At 63.3% G+C, this 20,080-nt stretch carries 19 protein-coding genes; 9 read left to right on the top strand and 10 right to left on the bottom strand.

Features of this window, described 5'->3' with window-relative positions; genetic code table 11:
- The first annotated feature begins 2 nt into the window (after positions 1–2).
- From flgH to ACMYR2_RS07015, 3 genes are all read left to right on the top strand, one after another.
- Positions 3–761 (top strand): flagellar basal body L-ring protein FlgH, encoded by a 759-nt coding sequence (gene flgH / locus ACMYR2_RS07025; protein ID WP_347263940.1) that lies wholly within the window; start codon positions 3–5, stop codon positions 759–761.
- 262 nt (positions 762–1,023) lie between these two features.
- Positions 1,024–1,317, top strand: coding sequence for a hypothetical protein (locus ACMYR2_RS07020; protein ID WP_347263941.1), 294 nt, complete (start codon positions 1,024–1,026; stop codon positions 1,315–1,317).
- Positions 1,318–1,630: 313 nt separating this feature from the next.
- A complete protein-coding gene (locus ACMYR2_RS07015; protein ID WP_347263942.1) occupies positions 1,631–3,496 on the top strand; it encodes a patatin-like phospholipase family protein in 1,866 nt (621 codons plus the stop codon).
- 96 nt (positions 3,497–3,592) lie between these two features.
- On the opposite strand, the gene dksA is transcribed toward ACMYR2_RS07015, so the two are convergent.
- Positions 3,593–3,958 carry an RNA polymerase-binding protein DksA gene (gene dksA, locus ACMYR2_RS07010; RefSeq protein ID WP_210242922.1) on the bottom strand — a complete coding sequence of 122 codons (366 nt, stop codon included), beginning with the start codon at positions 3,956–3,958 and terminating at the stop codon, positions 3,593–3,595.
- Positions 3,959–4,212: 254 nt separating this feature from the next.
- Complete coding sequence (locus ACMYR2_RS07005) at positions 4,213–4,626, bottom strand: flagellar assembly protein FliX (protein WP_347263944.1); 414 nt, start codon at positions 4,624–4,626, stop codon at positions 4,213–4,215.
- Between the two features lie 374 nt (positions 4,627–5,000).
- On the opposite strand from ACMYR2_RS07005, the gene ACMYR2_RS07000 reads away from it, so the two are divergent.
- The 4 genes from ACMYR2_RS07000 to ACMYR2_RS06985 all read left to right on the top strand — a co-directional run bounded on the left by ACMYR2_RS07000 (position 5,001) and on the right by ACMYR2_RS06985 (position 7,506).
- Entirely contained in the window at positions 5,001–6,083 is a 1,083-nt protein-coding gene (locus tag ACMYR2_RS07000) for a flagellar basal body P-ring protein FlgI (RefSeq protein ID WP_416194072.1), read from the top strand.
- The gene (flgJ, locus tag ACMYR2_RS06995; RefSeq protein ID WP_416193915.1) at positions 6,083–6,472 is read left to right on the top strand and encodes a flagellar assembly peptidoglycan hydrolase FlgJ; all 390 of its coding nucleotides are present in this window, start codon (positions 6,083–6,085) and stop codon (positions 6,470–6,472) included. Before ACMYR2_RS07000 ends, flgJ begins: the two co-directional genes overlap by 1 nt.
- On the top strand, positions 6,469–6,960 hold the full coding sequence (locus ACMYR2_RS06990) for a hypothetical protein (RefSeq protein ID WP_347263948.1): 492 nt from the start codon (positions 6,469–6,471) through the stop codon (positions 6,958–6,960). Before flgJ ends, ACMYR2_RS06990 begins: the two co-directional genes overlap by 4 nt.
- Before the next feature lie 180 nt (positions 6,961–7,140).
- A complete protein-coding gene (locus tag ACMYR2_RS06985) occupies positions 7,141–7,506 on the top strand; it encodes a hypothetical protein (protein WP_416193914.1) in 366 nt (121 codons plus the stop codon).
- 181 nt (positions 7,507–7,687) lie between these two features.
- Here ACMYR2_RS06985 and ACMYR2_RS06980 read toward each other — a convergent pair whose 3' ends face one another.
- The 3 genes from ACMYR2_RS06980 to ACMYR2_RS06970 all read right to left on the bottom strand — a co-directional run bounded on the left by ACMYR2_RS06980 (position 7,688) and on the right by ACMYR2_RS06970 (position 10,235).
- Positions 7,688–8,053: a hypothetical protein gene (locus ACMYR2_RS06980; RefSeq protein ID WP_347263951.1), complete on the bottom strand. Its 366-nt coding sequence runs from the start codon at positions 8,051–8,053 to the stop codon at positions 7,688–7,690.
- Between the two features lie 29 nt (positions 8,054–8,082).
- Positions 8,083–8,448 carry a flagellar biosynthesis regulator FlaF gene (gene flaF, locus ACMYR2_RS06975; RefSeq protein WP_347263952.1) on the bottom strand — a complete coding sequence of 122 codons (366 nt, stop codon included), beginning with the start codon at positions 8,446–8,448 and terminating at the stop codon, positions 8,083–8,085.
- Between the two features lie 176 nt (positions 8,449–8,624).
- Positions 8,625–10,235 (bottom strand): flagellin, encoded by a 1,611-nt coding sequence (locus tag ACMYR2_RS06970; protein WP_347263954.1) that lies wholly within the window; start codon positions 10,233–10,235, stop codon positions 8,625–8,627.
- Positions 10,236–10,382: 147 nt separating this feature from the next.
- Here ACMYR2_RS06970 and ACMYR2_RS06965 point away from each other — a divergent pair, with 147 nt between their 5' ends.
- Complete coding sequence (locus ACMYR2_RS06965; RefSeq protein WP_347263955.1) at positions 10,383–10,616, top strand: hypothetical protein; 234 nt, start codon at positions 10,383–10,385, stop codon at positions 10,614–10,616.
- A gap of 116 nt (positions 10,617–10,732) precedes the next feature.
- Here the strand turns inward: ACMYR2_RS06965 and ACMYR2_RS06960 are convergent, their stop codons facing one another.
- The gene (locus ACMYR2_RS06960; RefSeq protein ID WP_347263956.1) at positions 10,733–12,307 is read right to left on the bottom strand and encodes a flagellin; all 1,575 of its coding nucleotides are present in this window, start codon (positions 12,305–12,307) and stop codon (positions 10,733–10,735) included.
- A gap of 354 nt (positions 12,308–12,661) precedes the next feature.
- Between ACMYR2_RS06960 and flbT the strand changes: the two genes are divergently transcribed.
- Positions 12,662–13,090, top strand: a complete 429-nt coding sequence (flbT, locus tag ACMYR2_RS06955) for a flagellar biosynthesis repressor FlbT (RefSeq protein WP_347263957.1) — start codon at positions 12,662–12,664, stop codon at positions 13,088–13,090.
- A 27-nt stretch (positions 13,091–13,117) separates the two neighbouring features.
- On the opposite strand, the gene ACMYR2_RS06950 is transcribed toward flbT, so the two are convergent.
- The 4 genes from ACMYR2_RS06950 to ACMYR2_RS06935 form a co-directional block, all read right to left on the bottom strand.
- A complete protein-coding gene (locus ACMYR2_RS06950; protein ID WP_347263958.1) occupies positions 13,118–14,596 on the bottom strand; it encodes a pyridoxal phosphate-dependent decarboxylase family protein in 1,479 nt (492 codons plus the stop codon).
- Between the two features lie 171 nt (positions 14,597–14,767).
- The gene (locus tag ACMYR2_RS06945; protein WP_416193913.1) at positions 14,768–16,273 is read right to left on the bottom strand and encodes a flagellar biosynthesis protein FlgL; all 1,506 of its coding nucleotides are present in this window, start codon (positions 16,271–16,273) and stop codon (positions 14,768–14,770) included.
- 21 nt (positions 16,274–16,294) lie between these two features.
- On the bottom strand, positions 16,295–18,163 hold the full coding sequence (gene flgK, locus ACMYR2_RS06940) for a flagellar hook-associated protein FlgK (RefSeq protein WP_347264708.1): 1,869 nt from the start codon (positions 18,161–18,163) through the stop codon (positions 16,295–16,297).
- A gap of 41 nt (positions 18,164–18,204) precedes the next feature.
- Positions 18,205–20,046 carry a flagellar hook-basal body complex protein gene (locus tag ACMYR2_RS06935; protein ID WP_416193912.1) on the bottom strand — a complete coding sequence of 614 codons (1,842 nt, stop codon included), beginning with the start codon at positions 20,044–20,046 and terminating at the stop codon, positions 18,205–18,207.
- Positions 20,047–20,080: the final 34 nt, after the last annotated feature.

Here is a 20,080-nt window from a genome sequence, read left to right as displayed (position 1 = left end):
TCATGTTGAAGCTCGCGTCCCTCAATCGCATCGTTCTGACCGGCACGTTGCTGGCGGCCGCCGGCCTCGCCAGCGGCTGCTCCTCGATCGATCGCCTGTCGCAGATTGGCGAGTCACCCAAGCTGACCGCGATCGACAATCCGACGACGCAGCCCGGTTACAAACCTGTGCAGATGCCCATGCCGAAGCCGGAGACGGTGTCCTACAACGCCAACTCGCTGTGGCGGAATGGTTCACGCGCGTTCTTCAGGGACCAGCGCGCGGCGCGGGTCGGCGACCTCCTGACCGTGACCGTGAACTTTACCGACAGGGCCAACATCGCCAACCAGACCCAGCGCAGCCGCGTCAGCAAGGACGATTCGGGCATTGACGATTTCGCCGGCGCCAAGCTGCTGGGCGCGACCGCGCAAAAGGTTCTTCCCGGCCGGCTGCTGACGACCGATTCCGAATCGCTGAGCGACGGCAAGGGCCTGGTGCAACGTCAGGAGAACCTGCAAACCAGCGTCGCCACGGTCGTCACGCAAGTGCTGCCGAACGGCAATCTCGTGGTCGAGGGCAGACAGGAGATCCGCGTCAACTTCGAGATCCGCGAACTGATCGTCGCCGGCATCGTGCGGCCCGAGGATATTCAAAGCGACAACACCATCGATTCAAGCAAGATCGCGCAGGCCCGCATCGCCTACGGCGGACGTGGCCAGATCATGGACGTTCAACAGCCGCGCTATGGTCAACAGGTCATGGACGTGCTGCTGCCATTCTAGAGCATGATCCCGAAGCTCCCCGCCGGATCGCGAACCCAGGCGCGAGACGGCGACGACCCGGCGATGCACGCAGCGATGCCGCGCACCGTCGGGGATGCGGCCTCCGGCGGCTCCCCTGCCGGAGGCCGTGTCTATCTGACGAGCACAGATCACGCACCGTTCGCTGAGGAACAGCGGAATGTGATGAACAATGATCTGCGCGCGGCAAACTCGATGGCTATATATCCATGATGTTCCGCAATCGGAGATCGCGGGAGCGTCCATGAAACTCGCCGTCCACGTCCTGCTTGCCGTTGCCGCCTGCCTGATCGGTTTGTCCGATACGGCGCAGGCGCGCCATCGGCACCGCCCTGTCTACATGTTCATGCCTTTGGCGCCTGTCGTAACGCCGATGCCGCCTCCACGGCTGCCGCTCGTCGATACCGGCGTGATCAATCAGCCCGGCGTGCCGAACACATCGCGGCCTGGAACCATCGGCACCGGCGCCCTGCCGAGCGGCCTGAAAGGCGACAGCCCAACCGCGCCGGGATTTCCCGGCTGGGTCGGACGCGACTAGAGCCTTTCCGCCTCTGATAGAATCAGAAGCGGCTCCATGATTTTGTTTTGGCGCGTTTTCTTCACGCGAACCGGTGTCCGCTTCGCTCGAAAACGCTCCAGCCAGCGTAAAGAGGCAACCGTTTTTCGAAGAAAGATCATGCTCAGACAGAAAGATAAGCGACGATTCTGATTCAACGCAGTTGAAATGGACTCCAGATTCGCATTCGCTCCATATTGCCGCGACCCCGGCATACGAACGCCGTAAATCATTTCCAGGAGCTTTTACCGCAACGGGATGCAATGCTTGAACCGAACCGACAGGAGTTGCGGTATTGAAATCAGATCCCGATCTTCAGCAACGCGACGCGCTGCTCCAGACCGTGCTTCGCGACTACTTCGCGTCCGACAACGCCGCGATCCTGCACACCATCCGTTCCGAGGCCGAGTATGTCGATCTTGTTTCCGGCACGATCCTGCTGCGCCAGGGCGACATCAGTAACGACGTGTACTTCGTGCTGTCGGGACGGCTGCACGCGTTCTCGGAGACCGAATCCGGCGCACGAAAGATTCTCGGAGAGATCGGACGAGGTGAAACCATAGGCGAGCTTGCGCTGTTCAGCGGCGAGCCGCGCTCGGCAACCGTCGTGGCGGTGCGCGATACGCTTCTGGTCAAGGTGACGCGCGCGATGATCGAGCGGACGATCCTTCAGCATCCGAAAATCGAGATGTCGATGATGCGGGTCGTGATCCGACGTTTCCGCCAGCGCGAACGCGAGCGGCAAGCGCCGCTGGTGCCCGTGAACATCTGCATCCTGCCGATCACGCCCGGGCCGGATGCGGCCGGTTTCGCGCGAAGCCTGCGCAACGCGCAAGCCGCTGAGGCCGGGCCCGTGGCAATCGTCACCGTCGATGACGTCGCCCGCCACTTCGACATTCAGAACCATCCACCGGGACAGCGCAACGACGCGCTCGCCGGCTATATCGACGACATCGAGGCGCGGAGTCGCGCGGTGTACCTTGCCGCCGACGGAGGCGACACAGCATGGACCCGGTTTTGCCTTCGTCATGCCGACGAGGTGCTGCTGCTTGCCGACGCCGGCCACGATCCCGGCCTCTCGGCTGTCGAGCAAGCGTGCCTGTCGCCGGCCGCCCCCATCTCGATCGCACGGCAGACGCTGATCCTGCTGCACCGGACTGATGCGAGAATCCCTACCGGCACCGCGCGTTGGCTGAACGCGCGGCCAGATGCGCGGCACTTTCACATTCGCCCGGAGTTGCCCTCCGACATGAGCCGCCTCGCTCGCATCGTATCAGGACGGGCCATCGGCCTCGTGCTGTCGGGCGGAGGCGCGCGCGGCTTCGCGCATGTCGGCGTCATCAAGGCGCTGGAAGAGGCAGGCATTCCCGTCGACATGCTGGGCGGCAGCTCGATCGGCGCGGTCATGGGGATGGTGCTGACGCTCGGGCGCAGCGCGGACGAAGTCGCGGCCGCCGTCCGAAAGGCGTTCCTCGAACACCCGAGAGGCAACGTCACCGGCGACTACAACTTCATTCCGCTGGTGTCGCTGATCAAGGGTGCGCGCACGCGAAGCGCGATGATGCAAGCGGTGCGCGATGCCACCGGCCGGGATGCGATCGACAGCGAGGATTGCTGGACCACCTTCTTCACCATTGCGTCAGACTTTTCGACCGGCAGCGAAGCTGTCCTTCAGCGAGGCGACCTTACCCGCAACGTGGGCGCAAGCTATGCGATTCCCGGCGCGCTGCCGCCGGTCTTCGTCGATGGACACATGATGTATGATGGCAGCACGTTCAACAATTTCCCGGTCGACGTGATGGCCCGGTTCGGCGCCGGCCGCATCATCGGCGTCGATCTCTCGGTTGACCGCGAGCAGTTGTTCGACATTGACCACGTTCCGGGGACGCTCACCTTGCTGCGCGACAAGCTGAGGCCGCGCGCGAAGCGGCGCTACCGTCTGCCGAGCGTGCCCGAGACGATGCTGCGGTCGTCCTTCATCACGTCGATCTCCAAACAGAAGGAGATGGGAAAGTTCACTGACCTGTTGTTCCGGCCGCGGATCACCGACGGCCGCCTGCTCGACTGGAGCCGCTTCGAAGAGGTGGTCGCCGCCGGCTACAGCCAGGCGAGAGAGGTGCTGGCTGGCCTGAGCGATGAGCAGCGGAAGATATTCGGATAACGGACCGCCGGTGAACTGCCGGCGCCGATAAACTTGTTCCATCAGAAACGGAAAGGCTCTGGCGCGACCCCGCGCCAAAGCGTCGGCGCAGCCGCCTTACTCGTCCCGATAGATCTTTTCCCGCTTTTCGTGACGCTCCTGGGCTTCGACGGAAAGCGTCGCGATCGGGCGCGCCTCGAGCCGCTTCAACGAAATCGGCTCGCCTGTTTCCTCGCAATAGCCGTAGGTGTTATCCTCGATCCGCTGCAAGGCGGCGTCGATTTTCGAGATCAGCTTTCTCTGGCGGTCACGGGCGCGCAATTCGACAGCGCGGTCGGTCTCCGATGACGCGCGATCGGCAAGGTCGGGAAGGTTGACGTTTTCTTCTTGAAGAGTCTGCAACGTCACCTTCGATTCGCGAAGAATCTCGTCCTTCCATGCCAGCAACTTGGCGCGGAAATATTCGCGCTGGCGCTCGTTCATGAATGGCTCTTTCTCAGAAGGCCGGTAGTTCTTCAGCTTTTCCAAATGCGTTCCTGCTCGGTGAAAACGCCGGGTGATCCGGCTGCGGCGAGCTTATATAGCGGCCGTTTGTGACAAACAATATCGTCGTCCCGAAGTCCACCCCGGACAGAGCCAGCTTCCGCGTTTTGATTTTCCTTTCCAACGACGGGGAACCAGAACCCGCGTTACGTATTAATACTTTCGCCTTGAGGTTCCATTCCGCCCCTCCGCCTTCAGAATTGCCCCGCTTTGGCGAGTTCCACCTCGACGCGCAGTTCGATCTCGGCGAGAACAGCATCGAGACCGGTATCGCCGGAAGACGATTTCAGTTCGGCAGCGGCGGTGCGCAGCCGGGTCACGGTTGAGGGATCGAAATTGCCGGAGAGCAGCCCCATCTTGACATCGTCGAGCACGTCGAGAGCTCCCCTGCCCCGCCGCACCGAGCGCCTGCGCCGCTCCACCGGATCTTCCTCGACACCCTGCAACGCCAGCAACGCATCGATGGTCGCCGTCGCCTTCGGTGCGGCCGCAGCCTTGCTTTCCGTTGCGGAAGCCATGTCCGGCAGGGAAAATTCACTTCCCCCCGTTCGCCGGGCGGACGGGGCCTGCGTTCCCGGCGTCGTGCCGTTCGCTCCGTAAATTCGCATCGCTCGTCTCGCCCGAATGTAGTGTTCAACGAAACCTGCCCACCGTCGAAAGCCCGGAGCCATCGCCGGCCGACGGAGCGCGCGCCGGATGATCCGGCACGAGAAGCGTGGCCCGTTATGGTTAACGAAGCGTGAACGCCCGGCAAATTTTGCCGACAAGGACAACTTCGCCACCCCGCTTCGCGCTCACCCGCAGCGACCGTTCTAAAAAACAAAATAGAATCAACGCAACAAGCCAGCCATCGCGGTGGCACGGGTCTCGCATGGTTAACGGCGAATGACCGTCATGGGAGTGACGGGCAGCCCAACCTGACCTCAGCGGGGAGCAGAGGATGTCTGGCCTTGGTTTCACGGGCGTCGTCCGGATCGCCGTTATGGCGTTCTTGGCGCTGGCGTTGCTCGGAACCCCTGCCCATGCCACCTCAAGGATCAAGGACCTCGCGAACATCGAGGGCGTGCGGCAGAACCAGTTGATCGGTTACGGTCTCGTGGTCGGCCTCAACGGAACCGGCGACACCCTCAACAACATTCCTTTCACCAAGCAGTCGCTACAGGCGATGCTGGAGCGCATGGGCGTCAACATCCGCGGCGCCACCATTCGAACCGGCAACGTCGCGGCCGTCATGGTGACCGGCAACCTGCCCGCCTTCGCCACCCAGGGCACCCGCATGGACGTCACGGTCTCGGCGATGGGCGATGCCAGAAGCCTGCAAGGCGGCACGTTGCTCGTCACGCCGCTGCTCGGCGCCGACGGCAATGTTTACGCGGTGGCGCAGGGTTCGCTTGCGATCGGCGGCTTTTCCGCCGAAGGCGCCGCCGCGAGCGTCACCAAGGGCGTGCCGACCAACGGGCGCATCGCCAACGGCGCCATCGTCGAGCGCGAGATCGAATTCGCATTGAACCGGATGCCGAATGTCCGGCTGGCGCTGCGCAACGGCGACTTCACCACCGCCAAGCGCATCGCCGCCGCCGTCAACGATTTCCTCGGCACCAAGACGGCCGAACCGATCGACCCGTCCACGGTGCAGCTCTCCATTCCGGCGGAGTTCAGAGGGAACGTCGTCGCGCTTCTGACCGAGATCGAACAGTTGCAGGTCGAGCCGGACATCACGGCCAAGATCATTATCGACGAGCGCTCCGGGATCATCGTGATGGGACGCGACGTCCGCGTCGCCACGGTCGCGGTGGCGCAAGGCAACCTCACCGTATCCATTTCCGAAAGCCCGCAGGTCAGCCAGCCCAATCCGCTGTCCAACGGGCGGACGGTGATGACACCGCGCACGGACGTCGGCGTGACGGAGAATGGCAACAAGCTCGCGCTGGTCAAGAACGGCGTCTCGCTTCAGGAACTTGTCGACGGCCTCAACGGCCTCGGCATCGGGCCACGCGACCTGATCGGCATTCTACAGGCGATCAAGGCGGCGGGCGCGATCGAAGCCGATATCGAGGTGATGTGATGGATACTCATGCTGTCAACGGTCTGCTCGGCGGCGCTTATCGCAACACCCAGCGCATGACGCCGACACTGAACCGACGCTCGGATCCGCAGCTCGCGCAGACGCTGGAGCACGTCTCTCCGCAGTCGATCGGGAAGGCGAGAGCGACGTCGGAGGATTTCGAGGCGATGTTTCTCAACTCCATGTTCTCGCAGATGACAACCGGTCTGAAAGGCGAAGGCCCGTTCGGCGATACGCCCGGCACCGGCGTATGGCGCTCGATGCTCACCGAGCAATATTCCAGATCGTTCGCCAAGGCCGGCGGCGTCGGCATCTCCGACGCGGTGTTCCGCACCCTGATCATGCAGCAGGCGAACCAGACCTCGCTCCCACCGAAGGAGGCCGCATGACGCCGCAATCCCGGAACCCGCAAGAGTCCCCTCTCCCGCCTCCCGTATCGACGCCGGCGGACGCTCGCAAGCTCGCTGACGACATGCTCGACATCATGAACGCGCTGCTCGCCGTCATCGAGCGCGAGACCGAGTTGGTGCGCGCCGGCAAAATCCGCGAAGGCATGGCGCTGGAGAGCCGGAAGACAGAACTGTCGCGGCGCTACGTCGACGCCATCAGGCAGTTCAAGAACAGTCAGGCCTACATGACGCAATCGACGCCTGATCTGCTCACCGCGCTGCAACGCCACCACGACACATTCCGCGCCATGCTTCAGGTGAACCTCACGGTGCTCGCGACCGCGCACGCGGTTTCCGAAGGAATCGTTCGCGGCGTCAGCGCCGAGGCGCAGCGCCGCGCCGCGCCGCAGACCTATACGGCAAGCGGACAGCGCAGCGCGCCCTCGCGCCAGCACACGAGCCCGATCGCGGTCAGCCGTTCGCTGTAACGCCCGCGGAAAGCCGCCGTCTCGATCCAGCCTCATATTTCAGTACGATTTAGTTCAAACTCCAGCGCTCCCGACAACACCCCATTGAGGACATTCTCTAACCCACCGTTGAGAGACAAGCGTTAGGCTTGCGATCAGAAGGGGGTTGGGGTTTGACTCGAAGGAGGCCGGGAGTCGACCATGAGTGCGGATTTCAGTATCAAACCTATCGGCACGCCGGTCGCGGCGCCGGTTGTTCAACTGACAAGCGCAGCCGCCGACGATACCGTGGCGACGGAACTTCCGCCGAGCCAGAGCGTCACGGCGGCGGACATCAGCACGCGCAGCCGCAACGACCTGCAGACCTCACGCGAAGCGCTGTCGCGCCAGGTGATGGTCGATCGTGACGCCGCCTCGGTGGTATACCAGGTCGTCGATCGCCGCACGAGCCTTGTCGTCAAGCAGTTTCCAGAAGAGGCGATGCTGCGGCGACGCGCATATTTCCGGACGCTGGATCTGATGAACGCCGAGCGCGAACTTCCGGCCGCCACCGACCGCCGCGCCTAGAGCATGATCCCGAAAAGTGGAAACCGGTTTTCGGAGAAGATCATGCTCAAACAAAAAAGATAAGCGACGAGTCTGTTTCAACGCAGTTGAAACAGACTCTATCTTTATGTTCTGACGCGGTTTCTTTACGCGAACCATCCATCCTCGGGTCAAGCCCGAGGACATGCCTCGAAGGCCGGCCTCAGCGCTGATGAACGTAGGCCGTCTCGAGGGTGCTTGCGCCGGTCGCCGGATCGCTCATGACGGTGCTGACCTGCGCGGTGCCGGCCTTTGTCAGCACGAACTTTGAATCGCCGACTCGAAACCCGTTGTTCTTGATCAGGACTTCCTGATACTTGATCGTGGTTCCGTACTGATACTTGGCCTTGGCGCGAAAGCCGTTGACGTTCGAAATCGTTATCGAGAACGGCTTCTGGTTGGCGTACTTGCCGCTCCACGTCCCTTCGAAAACATCGGGATCGACGTTGACATATTTCCCGGAGTTCAGGCTGACGTTCTGACCGACCGTTTTGTAGTTCGTCGCCAGGATGTTCAGGACGTCGGCCAATGATCCGGCTCCGTCTGCAATTGCACGAATTACGCCCGCCCGGACAGGCCGGCCGCGAGATTGCAGTTGATGTCGATCAGCGCCGTCAGCTTCGCGGGGTCGGGATTGAGTTGCATGTCGACTGTCTGCTTCATTACGAAAACGCCGATGTTGGCGATGTTCTGGCGAACCTCCAGCGGCTGCGGGTTGCTGTCGCTATCCGCCGCGCTCATGAAGATCGACCACAAACGGCGATTGAACAGCAGCGCCTTGTGCATGTCGTTGTCAGGTCCGTCCCAGTTGTCCTGGACCTCCCGAAGCTGTCGCGCCGCCTTCAGCAAAGCCTGCGCCTCGATTTCACGGGGAGACGACGAAGTTTGCGCCGTCCTGGCGTAGGCTTGAGCAGCATGCGACATTTAAATCCTCGGGGAAAAAGCGGACGCGCGAAGTTCTGCACCGCCATATGTCTACCAGCGCCGCCTTTAGAATAGGTTACCCCGCGTTTTCATATGTGTCCGGAAAATGACGGACGAAAGCAGCAGATTTTTCGAGAGCGGACCCGGCAACCTTCATCCTGCCGGGGTTCGCGTCATCAGCGCAGCAACTGCAACACGCTCTGCTGCGACTGGTTGGCCAGCGCCAGCGCGGACACCGCGATCGATTGCCGGGTCGCCAGCGCCTGGCTGTTCGCGGCTTCCTCGTTGGTGTCGGCAAGCGTGAGGTTCGACGATCCCGTCTGAAGCACGTTGATCAGGTTCTTTGAAAAGTCCTGACGGATCTGCACGATCGACAGGTTCGAGCCGAGCGTCGAAGCTTGCGTGCGCAGGGTGGTCGATGCGCTGTCGAGGCTCGCGATCACGCTGTTGGCCGAGCCGTTGTCCAGGAAGTCGACGCCCACCGTAAGACTCGCCAGCCCAAGGCCAGCCGCGTTCATGCTGGCGCCGGTGATGGTGAGCGTGGACTTTCCACTCTCGTTGAAGATGAGCTTCAGCGTATCACCGCCCAGCAGGTTGATGCCGTTGAACGACGCATCCGCCGCCGTCGTGTTTATTTGCTGAATGATGTTGTTGTACTGATTGACGAGCCCGGCGCGCGACGCCTGAACCGCCGGATCCTGAACGGGCGCGCCCGCGACAAGGCCATGGAAGGCATATCCCGCGCCGGCCGCGGTCCCGCCGATCGCACCGATGGTCTCGGCCGCGGCCTCGTTGGCGGTCGAGATCGTGATGACGCCGGCTGAGTTGATCGTGGCCTGGAGATGGTTTGAAGCGAGTTGCGCGTTCAGGTCGTTGAGAGTTCTGACGGTCCCGTTGGTGCCGTCGCCGAACGTGATGTTGGTCGCGGCGCCGTCGCCGGTCGGCGCGATCGTCAGCGTCTTGCCGTCGAGGTTGCCCGCGCCTCCGCCGCGCGCGGTCGTTCCCGCGGTGAGGCCGAGCTTTGCGAGAACTCCGGCCGGCGTTGAATCCGTCAATGCAAGGTCATGAGCGACGCCCGTGTTGAGCACGATCTGCCCGCTGCCGTCGACCGCCGATGCCGTGTCGGTGTTGCCGTGCAGCACGTCGATCACGCCGAGCAGCGAGTCCAGGGTCTGGTCAATGCCGATCGTGATATTCCCGGAAGCATCGGCGGCCACCACACCGGACGCCACAAAGGTGATGGTCTTGCCGTTGACGGCGAAGCTCTCGCCGGCGGCGGGGCCGGTCGGCGTCGCGACCGCGCCGTCGGTCAGCGCATTGATCAGGGTGGCGCCGGTCGCCGCGGCGTTGGATGTGCCGGTCCTCAGCGCCGCGCCGGGCGTCGCGGCGGCATTCGTGAACGGTGTGGTGCCTCTGAGATCGAGCGCGGTCGCTCCCGTGACCGGAAGGCTTTCCACCGACGACTTCTGCGAGTAGCCGACCTGCGATTGCAGGACCTGATTGGCGACCGACTTCGCGGTATCCACCAGCTTCTGCAACGAGGTCAGGCCGGTATTTGCCGCCTGCAGCACCTGGACGCCGTTGCCGATGCCGTCGAGCAGGTTGCTGATGTCGTTGGCGCGATTGTCGAGCGCCGCGGCAGTGAAATAGTTGGTGGGATTGTCCAGCGCGGTGTTGACGTTCTTGCCGGTGGCCAGACGGTGCTGCGTTCTCGCCAGCAGATCGGCAGTGGATTGCAGCGAGAGTAAATTCTGGCGAACGGACGCCGAAAGAACAATGTCGGACATGTCTGGCCTTCCCTGCGTGTGCGGATGCCAGCTCGCCCCGAGAGCCGGCTCCCGGTCGGAAAGGTGAACAGGACGTTTTAATTTATGGTTAACGCCGGATTAATCATCGCCCAGGTCCGCCGGACCGCAGGCAAGAGAAGTTGCGCCATGACGCGTAAAGCGCTTTCTGAACTCAGGGAACAAAATGCGAGGCAGTCTTGGACTTTAACTCATGATGCTGATGTGATGTTCAAGAGCGCGCATCGCCGCCTTGCGGATGCTTTTTCCTTGGTCTTTCATAATGTCAGCAGCAATCGCCGACAATCGAACCCAGGAGAAGCGGACTCGCCCGCTAGAGCCTTTCCGCTCCTGATACAACCAGAAGCGGAAAAGGCTCTATGACTTTATTTTAACACGTTTTCTTCACGCGAACCGATCCCCCACTTCGCTTGAAAACGCTCTGACAAAAACGGCGAGGTTTCCCCCGCCGTTCCGCCGTCCTGAGATGTCGCTTATGATTAGCGGAGCAGTTGCAGCACGCTCTGCTGAGACTGGTTGGCCAGCGCCAGCGCCGATACCGCGATCGACTGGCGGGTAGCCAGCGCCTGGCTGTTCGCCGCTTCCTCGTTGGTGTCGGCCAGCGTCAGGTTCGCCGATCCGGTCTGCAACACGTTGATCAGGTTCTTCGAGAAGTCCTGGCGGATTTGCACGATCGACAGGTTGGAACCGAAGGTCGAAGCCTGCGAACGCAACGTGCTGGACGCGGTGTTGAGCGAGTCCAGGATCTTGTTGGTCGAAGCGTTGTCCAGGAAGTCGGTGCCCCTGGCCAGCGACGACAGGCCGAGGCCGGCCGGATCGAAGGTCACGCCCTGAATGGTCAGGGTGGACTTGCCGGTTTCGTTGAACACCAGCTTCAGCTGGTCGCCGTTGAGCAGGTTGATGCCGTTGAAGGAGGCATCCTGCGCCGTGGTGCGGATCTGGTCGATCACCTGATTGTACTGGCCGATCAGCGTGGCGCGGGTGTTCTGCGCATTGGCGTCTTCGACCGGAGCGGAAGCGGTCATCGCGCCGAACGTATTCGGATCGGTGGTCGCATCTCCGCCGAACGCACCGATCGTCTCGGACGCGTGATCGTTGGTGGTGGTGAAGGTGATCGCGCCCGCCGAGTTGATCGAGGCGGTCAGGTTGTTCGCAGCCAGCGCCGTGTTCAACTGGTCAAGCGTATTGATCTGGCCGGTGCCGGTACCGAAGGTGACGCTGGTCGCAATGCCGCCACCGGTCTCGCCAATGGTCAGGGTCTTGCCGCTGAGCGCGGTCGTGCCCGGCGTCAGCGCGGTGGTGCCTGCGGTGAGACCGATCTTGGCAAGGCCGGAACCCGAGATGACGAGATCCTCGGTCGTGCCGGTGCCGAGCGTGATCTGGCCACCGGAAACCGACGAGGTGCCGCCGGTGATCGAGTCGATCTTGGCCAGCAGGGCATCCACGTCATCGGTGATGTTGAGCTGGTCGCCGGTCGCGCCCGACGCAACGAACGAAATCGTCGTGCCGTTGACAACGATCGTGTCCGATATGGTGAAACCGGACGCCAGGTTATCCGAACCAGAACCAGCCGTACCGGACAGAAGGGTTGCACCGGTGATGTTCGCAGCGCCGTCGGTATCGTCGTTCTGCACGACCGAACCCGTCACCGAGTTCGCGGTAGCGGCGCCAGCGGTTCCGATCAGGTTGTCGGCCGTCGCGCCGGTGATGGCGGCTGTGGTCGCCTGCGACTTGGTGGAGTAGCCCGAGGTCGCCTGCAGCGCCTGGTTGGCGATCGACTTGGCGGTATCGACCAGCTTCTGCAGCGAGGTGATGCCCGTATTGGCGGCCTGCAGCACCTGCACGCCGTTGCCGATCGAATCCAGAAGGTTGTTGATGTCGCTGGCGCGGGCGTCGAGGCCGGCAGCGGTGAAGAAGTTCGTCGGATTATCAAGCGCCGAGTTCACCTTCTTGCCGGTGGCAAGGCGGGTCTGGGTCGTCGAGAGCAGTTCAGCCGTCGACTGAAGCGAGAGCAGATTCTGGCGAACCGATGCGGAGAGAACGATATCGGACATCTTTCATACCTTTCTGGTGTGAATACACGTACGTCCACAGGCCGAAGACCTTCCTCGGACGAGGCGCCACAGTGATGGGAAGACTCTAAGAAAGCATGAAACAGATCGCGGACCCGCAACCTCCCGCGGGGTCGCTGGCGCGTCGAAATTGCCACGCCGCAACCAGGGCTTAGACGGATATGGCGGCAAAGGTTGCAAGCGTCATTTACCAATCGTTAACCACAATCGGAAAGGATCACGGCAAGACCATACCGCGATGCTCGCACTGATGCGGCCGTCCGCCGCATTCTGGTCAGCGAACGGATGCGATGTCCGTTTCTTCGCGCAGGCTCATGGAGATGACAGGAAACCGTCATGGCGCTGAAAGTCGAACTGAAGCCGCATGAACGCATCATCATCGGCGCCTGCGTCGTGACCAACACCGATCAGCGCGCGCGACTGCTGATCGAGGGCGACAAGATTCCGATCCTTCGCGAGAAGGACATTCTGACGCCCGAGACGGCGGACACGCCTGCCAAGCTGATCTATCTCGCGGTGCAGTTGATGTATCTGTCGCCGGAGCCGCAAATCAATCACGGCACCTATTTCAGCCTGCTGCGCGACGTCATCACGACCATGCCGGACGCATGGCCGATCATCGAAGGCATCAATAACGACATCCTCAACGGCGATCTCTACAAGGCGCTCAAGGAAGTCAAGAAGCTGATCGCCTACGAGAAGAAGCTCGCCGACATGAGCGACGCTCCCGCCAACCGCGCCGGCGACAGGCGACGCACAGCCTGACACCACGCCGCGCGACCACGGATCGTCTCAGCTTTCGGCTTTACGGATTTCCGCTTCGCGCGCGCCGAATTCCAGCACCGCCGATACCAGCGCTTCGATGTCGCGCATCCCGGTGCGATGGTTGACGATCGCCGCGCGGATCGCAAGCCGGCCGTCCAGCCTGGTGGTGGACGGCGCGGCTATGCCCGACTCGTGCAGCGATGCGACGATCTCCGCATTGACCCTGTCGGCATCGTCGGCCCGATAGCGGAAGCACACGATGTTGAGCTGAACCGGCGCGAGCAGTTCGAGCTTTGGTTCGGCCGCGATCTTCGCTTCCAGGCAGCGCGCCAGCGCGCAGGTCCGGTCTATCATCGCACCGAGCCTTTCGGTGCCGTAGGCTTTCAACGTGAACCACGTCTTCAAGGCGCGAAAGCCGCGGGACATGTCCAGGCTGTAGTCGCATGGCCACGGCGAGCCCGCCGCAAGCCCGCGCGTTTCCCGGCGCAGATAGGCTGCCGGCGCCGCGAACGTCCGGCGGTGCTGCTCGCCGTCGCGGACGAGAAGGAAACCCGCGTCGTAGGGCACCTGCCCCCATTTGTGGAAATCGAAAGCGATGGAATCGGCGCTCTCAATTCCCGCGAGGCGAGGCGCGATCTGCGGCGATAAAACGCCGAGCGCGCCGAACGCGCCGTCGATATGCAGCCATAATTTCTCGTCGCGGCACACCTCATGCAGCGCCGCGAGGTCGTCGATGGCTCCGATATCGACTGTTCCCGCCGACCCGATCACGAGAAAAGGCTCAAATCCCGCGGCGCGGTCGGCGGCAATCCGGGCGCGCAACGCATCGGCATCGATGCGATGACAGCGATCAACCGGAATCCGCCGCAGCGCGTCGGCGCCGAATCCGGCGCAATCCATGGCCTGAGCGATGCAGCCGTGCGTCGCAACCGATGTATAGGCGACGAGGCGCGCGCCGCGATCCAGCAAGCCGCGCTGACGCACGGACGGGCCGATCCGCGCCGAACGCGCCACCAGAATTCCCATCAGGTTCGCCATCGACGTTCCCGTGACGAAGACGCCGCTCGCGGTATCGGGAAAGCCGAACATCTGCCGTACCCACAGCACGATCTGCCGCTCGACTTCGACCGGCATCTGATTCCGTCCGGCGACATTGGTATTCAGCCCCGCCGCCAGCATCTCGGCCAGCATCCCGACCGCCGTGCCGCCGCCGTTGACCCATCCCATGAATCCAGGGTGGATATTGCCTGCGGTATACGGGGCGATGTGCTCGGCGAATTCCCGATAGATGTCGGCGACATCGACGCCGTGGCGCGGCAGGTCTTCGCGGAAACGGGCGCGGGCTTCCTCAGGTATCGGCAGCCAGACCGGACGCTCGCGAACACCGGCGATATGATCGAACATGTCATCGAGCATCCGGTGCCCCTGCGCGCGAAGCGTGTCCCAGTCTTCGGGATCGAGCGTTTCGTCGGCTTCCGGAAGCGTCCCGCGCGATGCAGGCTTCATGCCGCGCGCTCCCCGTCGCACGCGGCGTTCATGCGCCGCGCATCGTCCTGGCGAAGAGCCGGCTCAGTCTCAAAACTGCGCATGAAATAAACTTCCTTGCCGCGCGCAAAGGGTTTCCGATCGGCATGTCCCGATAAGTTGGGCAGACCTTCGCGCCCGTAGATAATACCGTCAGATGAAATTCACCAGACTGAGCTGCGAGAGCATGGCCGTGGTCTGGTAGGATGCCTGCAAATCCGTCTGCAGCGCCAGCAACTGACTCGCGACCTCGTCGGTGGAGATGTTCTCCGCCTGGTCGATGATGTTCTGCATCGTCGCCTGCGTCAGCTTCTGCCGCGCGGTGGCATCCTTCATCATGGTCTGCGCGTTGGCAAGATCGACCTGGATATCCCGGATGTTCTGGCTGCCGGGCTCAACCGATAAATTCTGGGCAACGCGTGCATTGAGCGCCGAAATCTGGCCGGCCGCGTTCGGATCAGTCGGCGAGGTCGTCACCGCCGCAAGAAGCGCAACAGATTCCATCAGCGAGCGGATGGCGTCCTCGTTCGCCCGCATCCCATACTGCACCGTCACCGAGGCATCGACCCGCACCACCGAGGTCGCGCGCGCGGAGCCTGTACCCTCCTCGCCGGTGTACCACTGCACGGTATCCGCGGCCGTCCCGTTCACGGCGGCGGTGGCGGTGGAAAGCGTCGCCGGCGGCGTGACGTCGACGCGCTGCGGCGGCTGGCCGAAGAAATCACGCGAAGCCTGAACGGCGGAGGCCGCGACCAGCGACGTGCTGGCCAACACTCCGATCGAGGCGGTCAACGCGGCGTTGAGGCTGGCGGCGGTAGCAGTTGGCGTCGCGCCGATCGCGAAGCTGCCGGCGGGCGTCGGCGCCTCACTGGACGCGGTCAGTTGCACGGTCTCGCTGGTACCGTCCGGAAGATTGAAGGTGAAGCTCACCGTGTCGCCGTCAGCCGGATTTGTGGCGCCGAGATCGACTGAAATGGCGGGCGGCGTTCCAGCCGGGCCCGTGACGGTGGCTCCCGTCAATGACGACGACACCGATTGAAGTTTCATGCCGTAGACGGAAGGCGACGCATCTTCCGCGATCGCCACCGAGGTCGCGGTCGGCGAGGAAATGGCGATGCGGCCAAGACCGTCGGCTCCCAGATCCGCCTGCCTGCGCTCGGAGATGACCTGCTTCAACCCGGCCCGCCCTGCCCCGTCGCCGTTCAGGATCAGATCGGACGAAGCCACCGGCTGGGTGTAGATCTCGCTGCCGGAAAAGATGTAGCGGTCGCCCGCCTGCGTGTTCAGGATGCCGACTACCGACGAAAACTGCGCCACCGCGGTTTGCTGGCCAGCGGTCTGACCGGCGCTGTTCAATGCCTGCGATCCACTGAGCGCGGCGTTCTGCAATTGCGTGCCGATGTCGGAGAGCGCCTGAAGCGCCGTGTTGGCGACATGGATGTTGGTGTTGATCTTCATCATGGTGTCGGTATACGCGGCGATGTTCGATAGTTGCGCGCGCGCCGCGATCGCGAAACCTCCGTTCGCGCCCATGCCGGAATAGGTCGTCGACTTCTTGCCGCTGGTCAGCTGGTTCTGCAGATCGGCCATCTGCGCCTTGAGATTCCGGACCGAGCCACCCAGGATCGTGTTGCCGAAGCTGATGCCGTTGATCGCCATGCGAACCGCCTTACGCTGTCGTTACCATTGCGCCTGCAGCAACGTCTGCATCATGCTCTGCACCACGGTCATCACATGCGCATTCGCCGCATAAGAGTTTTGCAAAGCGATCAGATTGGCCATTTCGGCATCCATGTTCACGCCGGACCTGGCGTCGAACTTCTCCTGCAGGGTGTTGACGACGATGCTCTGCCCCTGCGCGACCTGCTGGGCAGTGGTCGCCGCGCCGCTCTGCAGGCTGACGAACTGCTGCAGGTATGACGGCAGCGTGCCCTGGAATGGCGCCGCCGCCGCGCCAAGGCCGGTGCTCGGGGAGTAGCTGAAGCTCGCGGACGTCAGCCTGTCGTAGATAAAGTCAGTGCGCGTGGTGTCGCCGGCGGGCGTTACCGGCGAGGTGCTGTAGATCGTGAGCTTCGAGGGATCGACGAGCAGCGCGGCGTTGACCTGGATGCGCCCGGCCAGCCCCGTGATCTGCGAGGCGGAGCCTGTGATCGCGCCGGTATAGAGCGAGGCGCGGTCGGTGAAGAACGGCAGTTGCGGAGCGCCGGATGCCAGCGACTGCGCCGTGGTCGTGGTCGATGCCGCGGTCACCGTGGATTGCCCCGAGCCGTCGCCGACCACCCGCAACTGCGACCCTGAAGCGGAAAACGTCAGATGCGACGCGGCCCCGATCTGCGCATTCAGTTGCGACACGATCGAGCCGAGCCCGCCGGAGAAATCGATTCCGATCACCCGGTCGTTCGGACTCGCGGCCGTGTTCGGAATCGGCAGCGCGGCCGGATCGTCCACCCGCACCGCGGTGACGGTGTGCGAGACATTGGTGGAGTCCGTGTAGGTGACGCTGAACGAGTTGCCCGGCAGCATGCCGGACAGATCGAGGTCGAAACCCGATGGCGGTCCGGTCACCGGCGCGCCGCTCGTGGTGACGTCGGACAACGCGCTGGCGAGCGTCGCCGCCATCTGGTCCACCTGGTTCTGCGCCTGCACCAGAATCCTGTCGCGCAGCTGGACATCGGCGGCAATCTGACCTGAGTTGATGCCCTGCGAGGCGATCATGTCGATCCTGGCGCCGTTCGGAAGCTGGCAGATGATGGTGCCGACGCTCGATTTCGTGGGATCGGCGTTCCATTGCGAGCTCGCGGTGAGCGAGGACTGCGCGTTGAATGTCAGCGTCGACGCATAAACCCCGCCGACGAGCTGGACGCCGGCCGTGGTGAACACCGAGGTCTGGTTGGCGCCGTCCGTCACCGCGCGGATGTCCATCAGCCTTGAAAGCTGGTCGATCGCGGCGTCGCGCTGATCCATCAGCGTCGCGGCCGCCGGATCCTGCGCGCCCATGCTTTGCAGCCGCTGATTGAGCTGCGCGATCTGCTGCATCGCCGCGTTGGCCTGCGAGACCGATGCGGACAGGCTCTGCTCGGCGTTGGATCGCAGCGTCTGAATGCCGCTGGTGGTCGCGTTGAGCTGGTGCGCCAGCGCCTGCGCAGCGTTCAGCACCGACGACTGCGCCGCCGGATTGCCCGAACTCGCCGACAGAGCCTGCAACGCGGAGGTGAACCGGTTGTAAGCCGCCTCCAGCGTGCCGTCGTTACCGGGCGTGCCATAGACGTTCTGCAACTGGCCGAGCACGCCGGCGATCTGGCTTGCGTAAGCGCCGCCGGCGTTTTCCGTACGCAGTTGCGACTGCACATAGGCGTCGAGCGTGCGGTCGACGCCGATGACGCGGACGCCGGAACCCATGCCGCCGGTCACGACCTGGTCCTGCACCAGCGTCTGGGCGACGTAGCCCGGCGTGTTCGCGTTGGCGACGTTGCCCGACACGACCGACAGCGCGGCCTGGTTGGCGCGCAAGCCGGACATCGCGATGGAGAGAGCCGAACTCAAACTCATCTTCTTGCCCGCCTCGAAACCGGATCAATCCGCGCCCGTGACTAGCGCAGCACGTTCAGCAGATCCTGAACCATGCTGTTCGCGGTGGTGATGACCTTGGTGTTCGCCGAGTAAGCCTGCTGCGTCACGATCAGCTTGGTGAACTCATCGGCGATGTCGGCGTTGGAGCCTTCGAGCGACGAGCCGCTGATGCGCCCCGACGCGCCCGCGATCGCGGGTCCCGACTCGTTGGTCACCGCATAAGCGCCGCCGTCGAGCGCCTTGAGGTAATTGGTGCCGTTGAAGTGCGACAGCGACACCTGCGCGAGAGACAGGTTTTGTCCGTTCGAGAAAGTGCCGACCACGATGCCGTCATTGTTGACGGCGACCGATTGCAACTGCCCGGCGGCGTAGCCGTTCTGGTTGATCACATTGATGGTGGCGTTGCCGCCGCTGCTGGCATACTGGGTCAGACCGCCCGAGCCGAGATTCAGCGTGAGGTTGCCGAGCGACTGGGACCCGACACTGACGCCGGGAATGGTGATCGACGATCCGACCGGGCTCGAAAGCTGGCCGTTGATGCCAAAGGTGAAGTTGGTGCCGACGTTGATCCACGCCGCCTGAGTGCCGGTGGCGTTCGGATCGGCCTGATAGAACAGGTTCCAGGTGTCGGAATGCCCGGCGCCGAGCGAGGCGCTGTCGGTCTTGGCCCAGCGCAATTGCAGGTTCACCGCCGTCCCGGTCGCGTCATAGGCCGTGACAGCGCCGCCGCTGATCGATTGCTGCTGGAAGATGGTCTGGTCGTTGGCGATCACGACGCCTGCGCCGGGCGTGCCGCCGCCGCCGCGCGCGATGTTGGTGGTCGCGCCAAAGCCCATCGCGGTCCAGCCGGCGGAGGCACTCGTGACCGTCAGATCCTGCGCGGTGCCGGTATGCAGGGTGATCGCGCCGGTGCCGGCATCGATCGTCGGAGCGGTGCCCGTGATCGCGCCGATCTTGCCCAGGAGGTCGCCAACGGTATCGTCGATGCGGACATGGGTCGCGTCCTGCGCGCCCGGCGGCAGCGCGGTGCTGGCGTCGGTGAAGGTGATCGTGGCGCCGTTCACGGTGATGGTGTCGCCGACCGCGAATCCGCCCGGCAGGGAATCGCTCGGCGCGACGCCTGACAGCAGCGTCGCGCTGGTGATGGGGCCCGAAGGCGTCTGCTGGTTGGTCGCCGCCGATCCCGTGGTGGTGTTGTCGGTATAGGGCGGAGCCGGCGTGCCGGTCACGAGCGGATTGAAATTTGTCGTGAAGTCGGACGGGTTCAATCCGCCGGCCGCCGTGATGGTCCCGGCCGGAGCGGTCGGACTCGACAGCGTTCTCGGCACCGATGGAAGATTGGCGGCGTATTGCACCGTCGTCGTGGCTTGCGCCGGCACGAAGTTGTTCTGGAATTTCAACACCTGCGGCACGTTGCCGAGCGGGTTGCCGGTCTTGGGATCGACCGGCACGCCCATCAGGTAATAGCCGGCGCTGTTGACCAGATGGCCGCCGGCGTCGACCTGGAAATCGCCGCGCCGCGTGTAGTAGGTCACGCCGGAAAACTGCGGCTGGTTGTCGACCCGCCCCGTCGGCGCCTGGACGTTGAAGAAGCCGTCGCCGGTGATCGCCATGTAGGTGCCGACCGTCGAGGCCGACACCGTTCCCTGGCTGCTGATCGTGGCCGTCGCATAGGCTGTTACGCCGCCGGCGGCCTGACGGTTGGGGGCGGTCGAGTCGGGGATCAGGTCACTGAAGGCCGTGGTGATGCCCTTGTAGCCGGTGGTCTGGGCGTTCGCGATGTTGCCGGATATGTTTTGAAGTGCGAAGGACTGCGCTTGCAAGCCGCCGACCGAAGTATTCAATGCGTCGAAAATACCCATACGTCGTCTCCAACTCGATCCGGGCGGCCCAAAC

It is taken from the genome of Nitrobacter sp. TKz-YC01 (assembly GCF_047824785.1).
Taxonomy (GTDB): domain Bacteria; phylum Pseudomonadota; class Alphaproteobacteria; order Rhizobiales; family Xanthobacteraceae; genus Nitrobacter.
The sequence above is the reverse complement of the archived record's forward strand: the minus strand, read 5'-3'. Positions and strand labels throughout refer to the sequence as shown.

Coding starts and splice junctions, on each gene's coding strand:
- flgK (WP_347264708.1), bottom strand. CDS start 18,163: ATGAGTTTGAGTTCGGCTCTCTCCATCGCGATGTCCGGCTTGCGCGCC.
- flgJ (WP_416193915.1), top strand. CDS start 6,083: ATGGATACTCATGCTGTCAACGGTCTGCTCGGCGGCGCTTATCGCAAC.
- ACMYR2_RS06945 (WP_416193913.1), bottom strand. CDS start 16,273: ATGGCGATCAACGGCATCAGCTTCGGCAACACGATCCTGGGTGGCTCG.
- ACMYR2_RS06950 (WP_347263958.1), bottom strand. CDS start 14,596: ATGAAGCCTGCATCGCGCGGGACGCTTCCGGAAGCCGACGAAACGCTC.
- ACMYR2_RS06985 (WP_416193914.1), top strand. CDS start 7,141: ATGAGTGCGGATTTCAGTATCAAACCTATCGGCACGCCGGTCGCGGCG.
- ACMYR2_RS06935 (WP_416193912.1), bottom strand. CDS start 20,046: ATGGGTATTTTCGACGCATTGAATACTTCGGTCGGCGGCTTGCAAGCG.
- ACMYR2_RS07000 (WP_416194072.1), top strand. CDS start 5,001: ATGGCGTTCTTGGCGCTGGCGTTGCTCGGAACCCCTGCCCATGCCACC.
- ACMYR2_RS07020 (WP_347263941.1), top strand. CDS start 1,024: ATGAAACTCGCCGTCCACGTCCTGCTTGCCGTTGCCGCCTGCCTGATC.
- flbT (WP_347263957.1), top strand. CDS start 12,662: ATGGCGCTGAAAGTCGAACTGAAGCCGCATGAACGCATCATCATCGGC.
- ACMYR2_RS06970 (WP_347263954.1), bottom strand. CDS start 10,235: ATGTCCGACATTGTTCTTTCGGCGTCCGTTCGCCAGAATTTACTCTCG.
- flgH (WP_347263940.1), top strand. CDS start 3: ATGTTGAAGCTCGCGTCCCTCAATCGCATCGTTCTGACCGGCACGTTG.
- flaF (WP_347263952.1), bottom strand. CDS start 8,448: ATGTCGCATGCTGCTCAAGCCTACGCCAGGACGGCGCAAACTTCGTCG.
- ACMYR2_RS06990 (WP_347263948.1), top strand. CDS start 6,469: ATGACGCCGCAATCCCGGAACCCGCAAGAGTCCCCTCTCCCGCCTCCC.
- dksA (WP_210242922.1), bottom strand. CDS start 3,958: ATGAACGAGCGCCAGCGCGAATATTTCCGCGCCAAGTTGCTGGCATGG.
- ACMYR2_RS06965 (WP_347263955.1), top strand. CDS start 10,383: ATGACGCGTAAAGCGCTTTCTGAACTCAGGGAACAAAATGCGAGGCAG.
- ACMYR2_RS06960 (WP_347263956.1), bottom strand. CDS start 12,307: ATGTCCGATATCGTTCTCTCCGCATCGGTTCGCCAGAATCTGCTCTCG.
- ACMYR2_RS07005 (WP_347263944.1), bottom strand. CDS start 4,626: ATGCGAATTTACGGAGCGAACGGCACGACGCCGGGAACGCAGGCCCCG.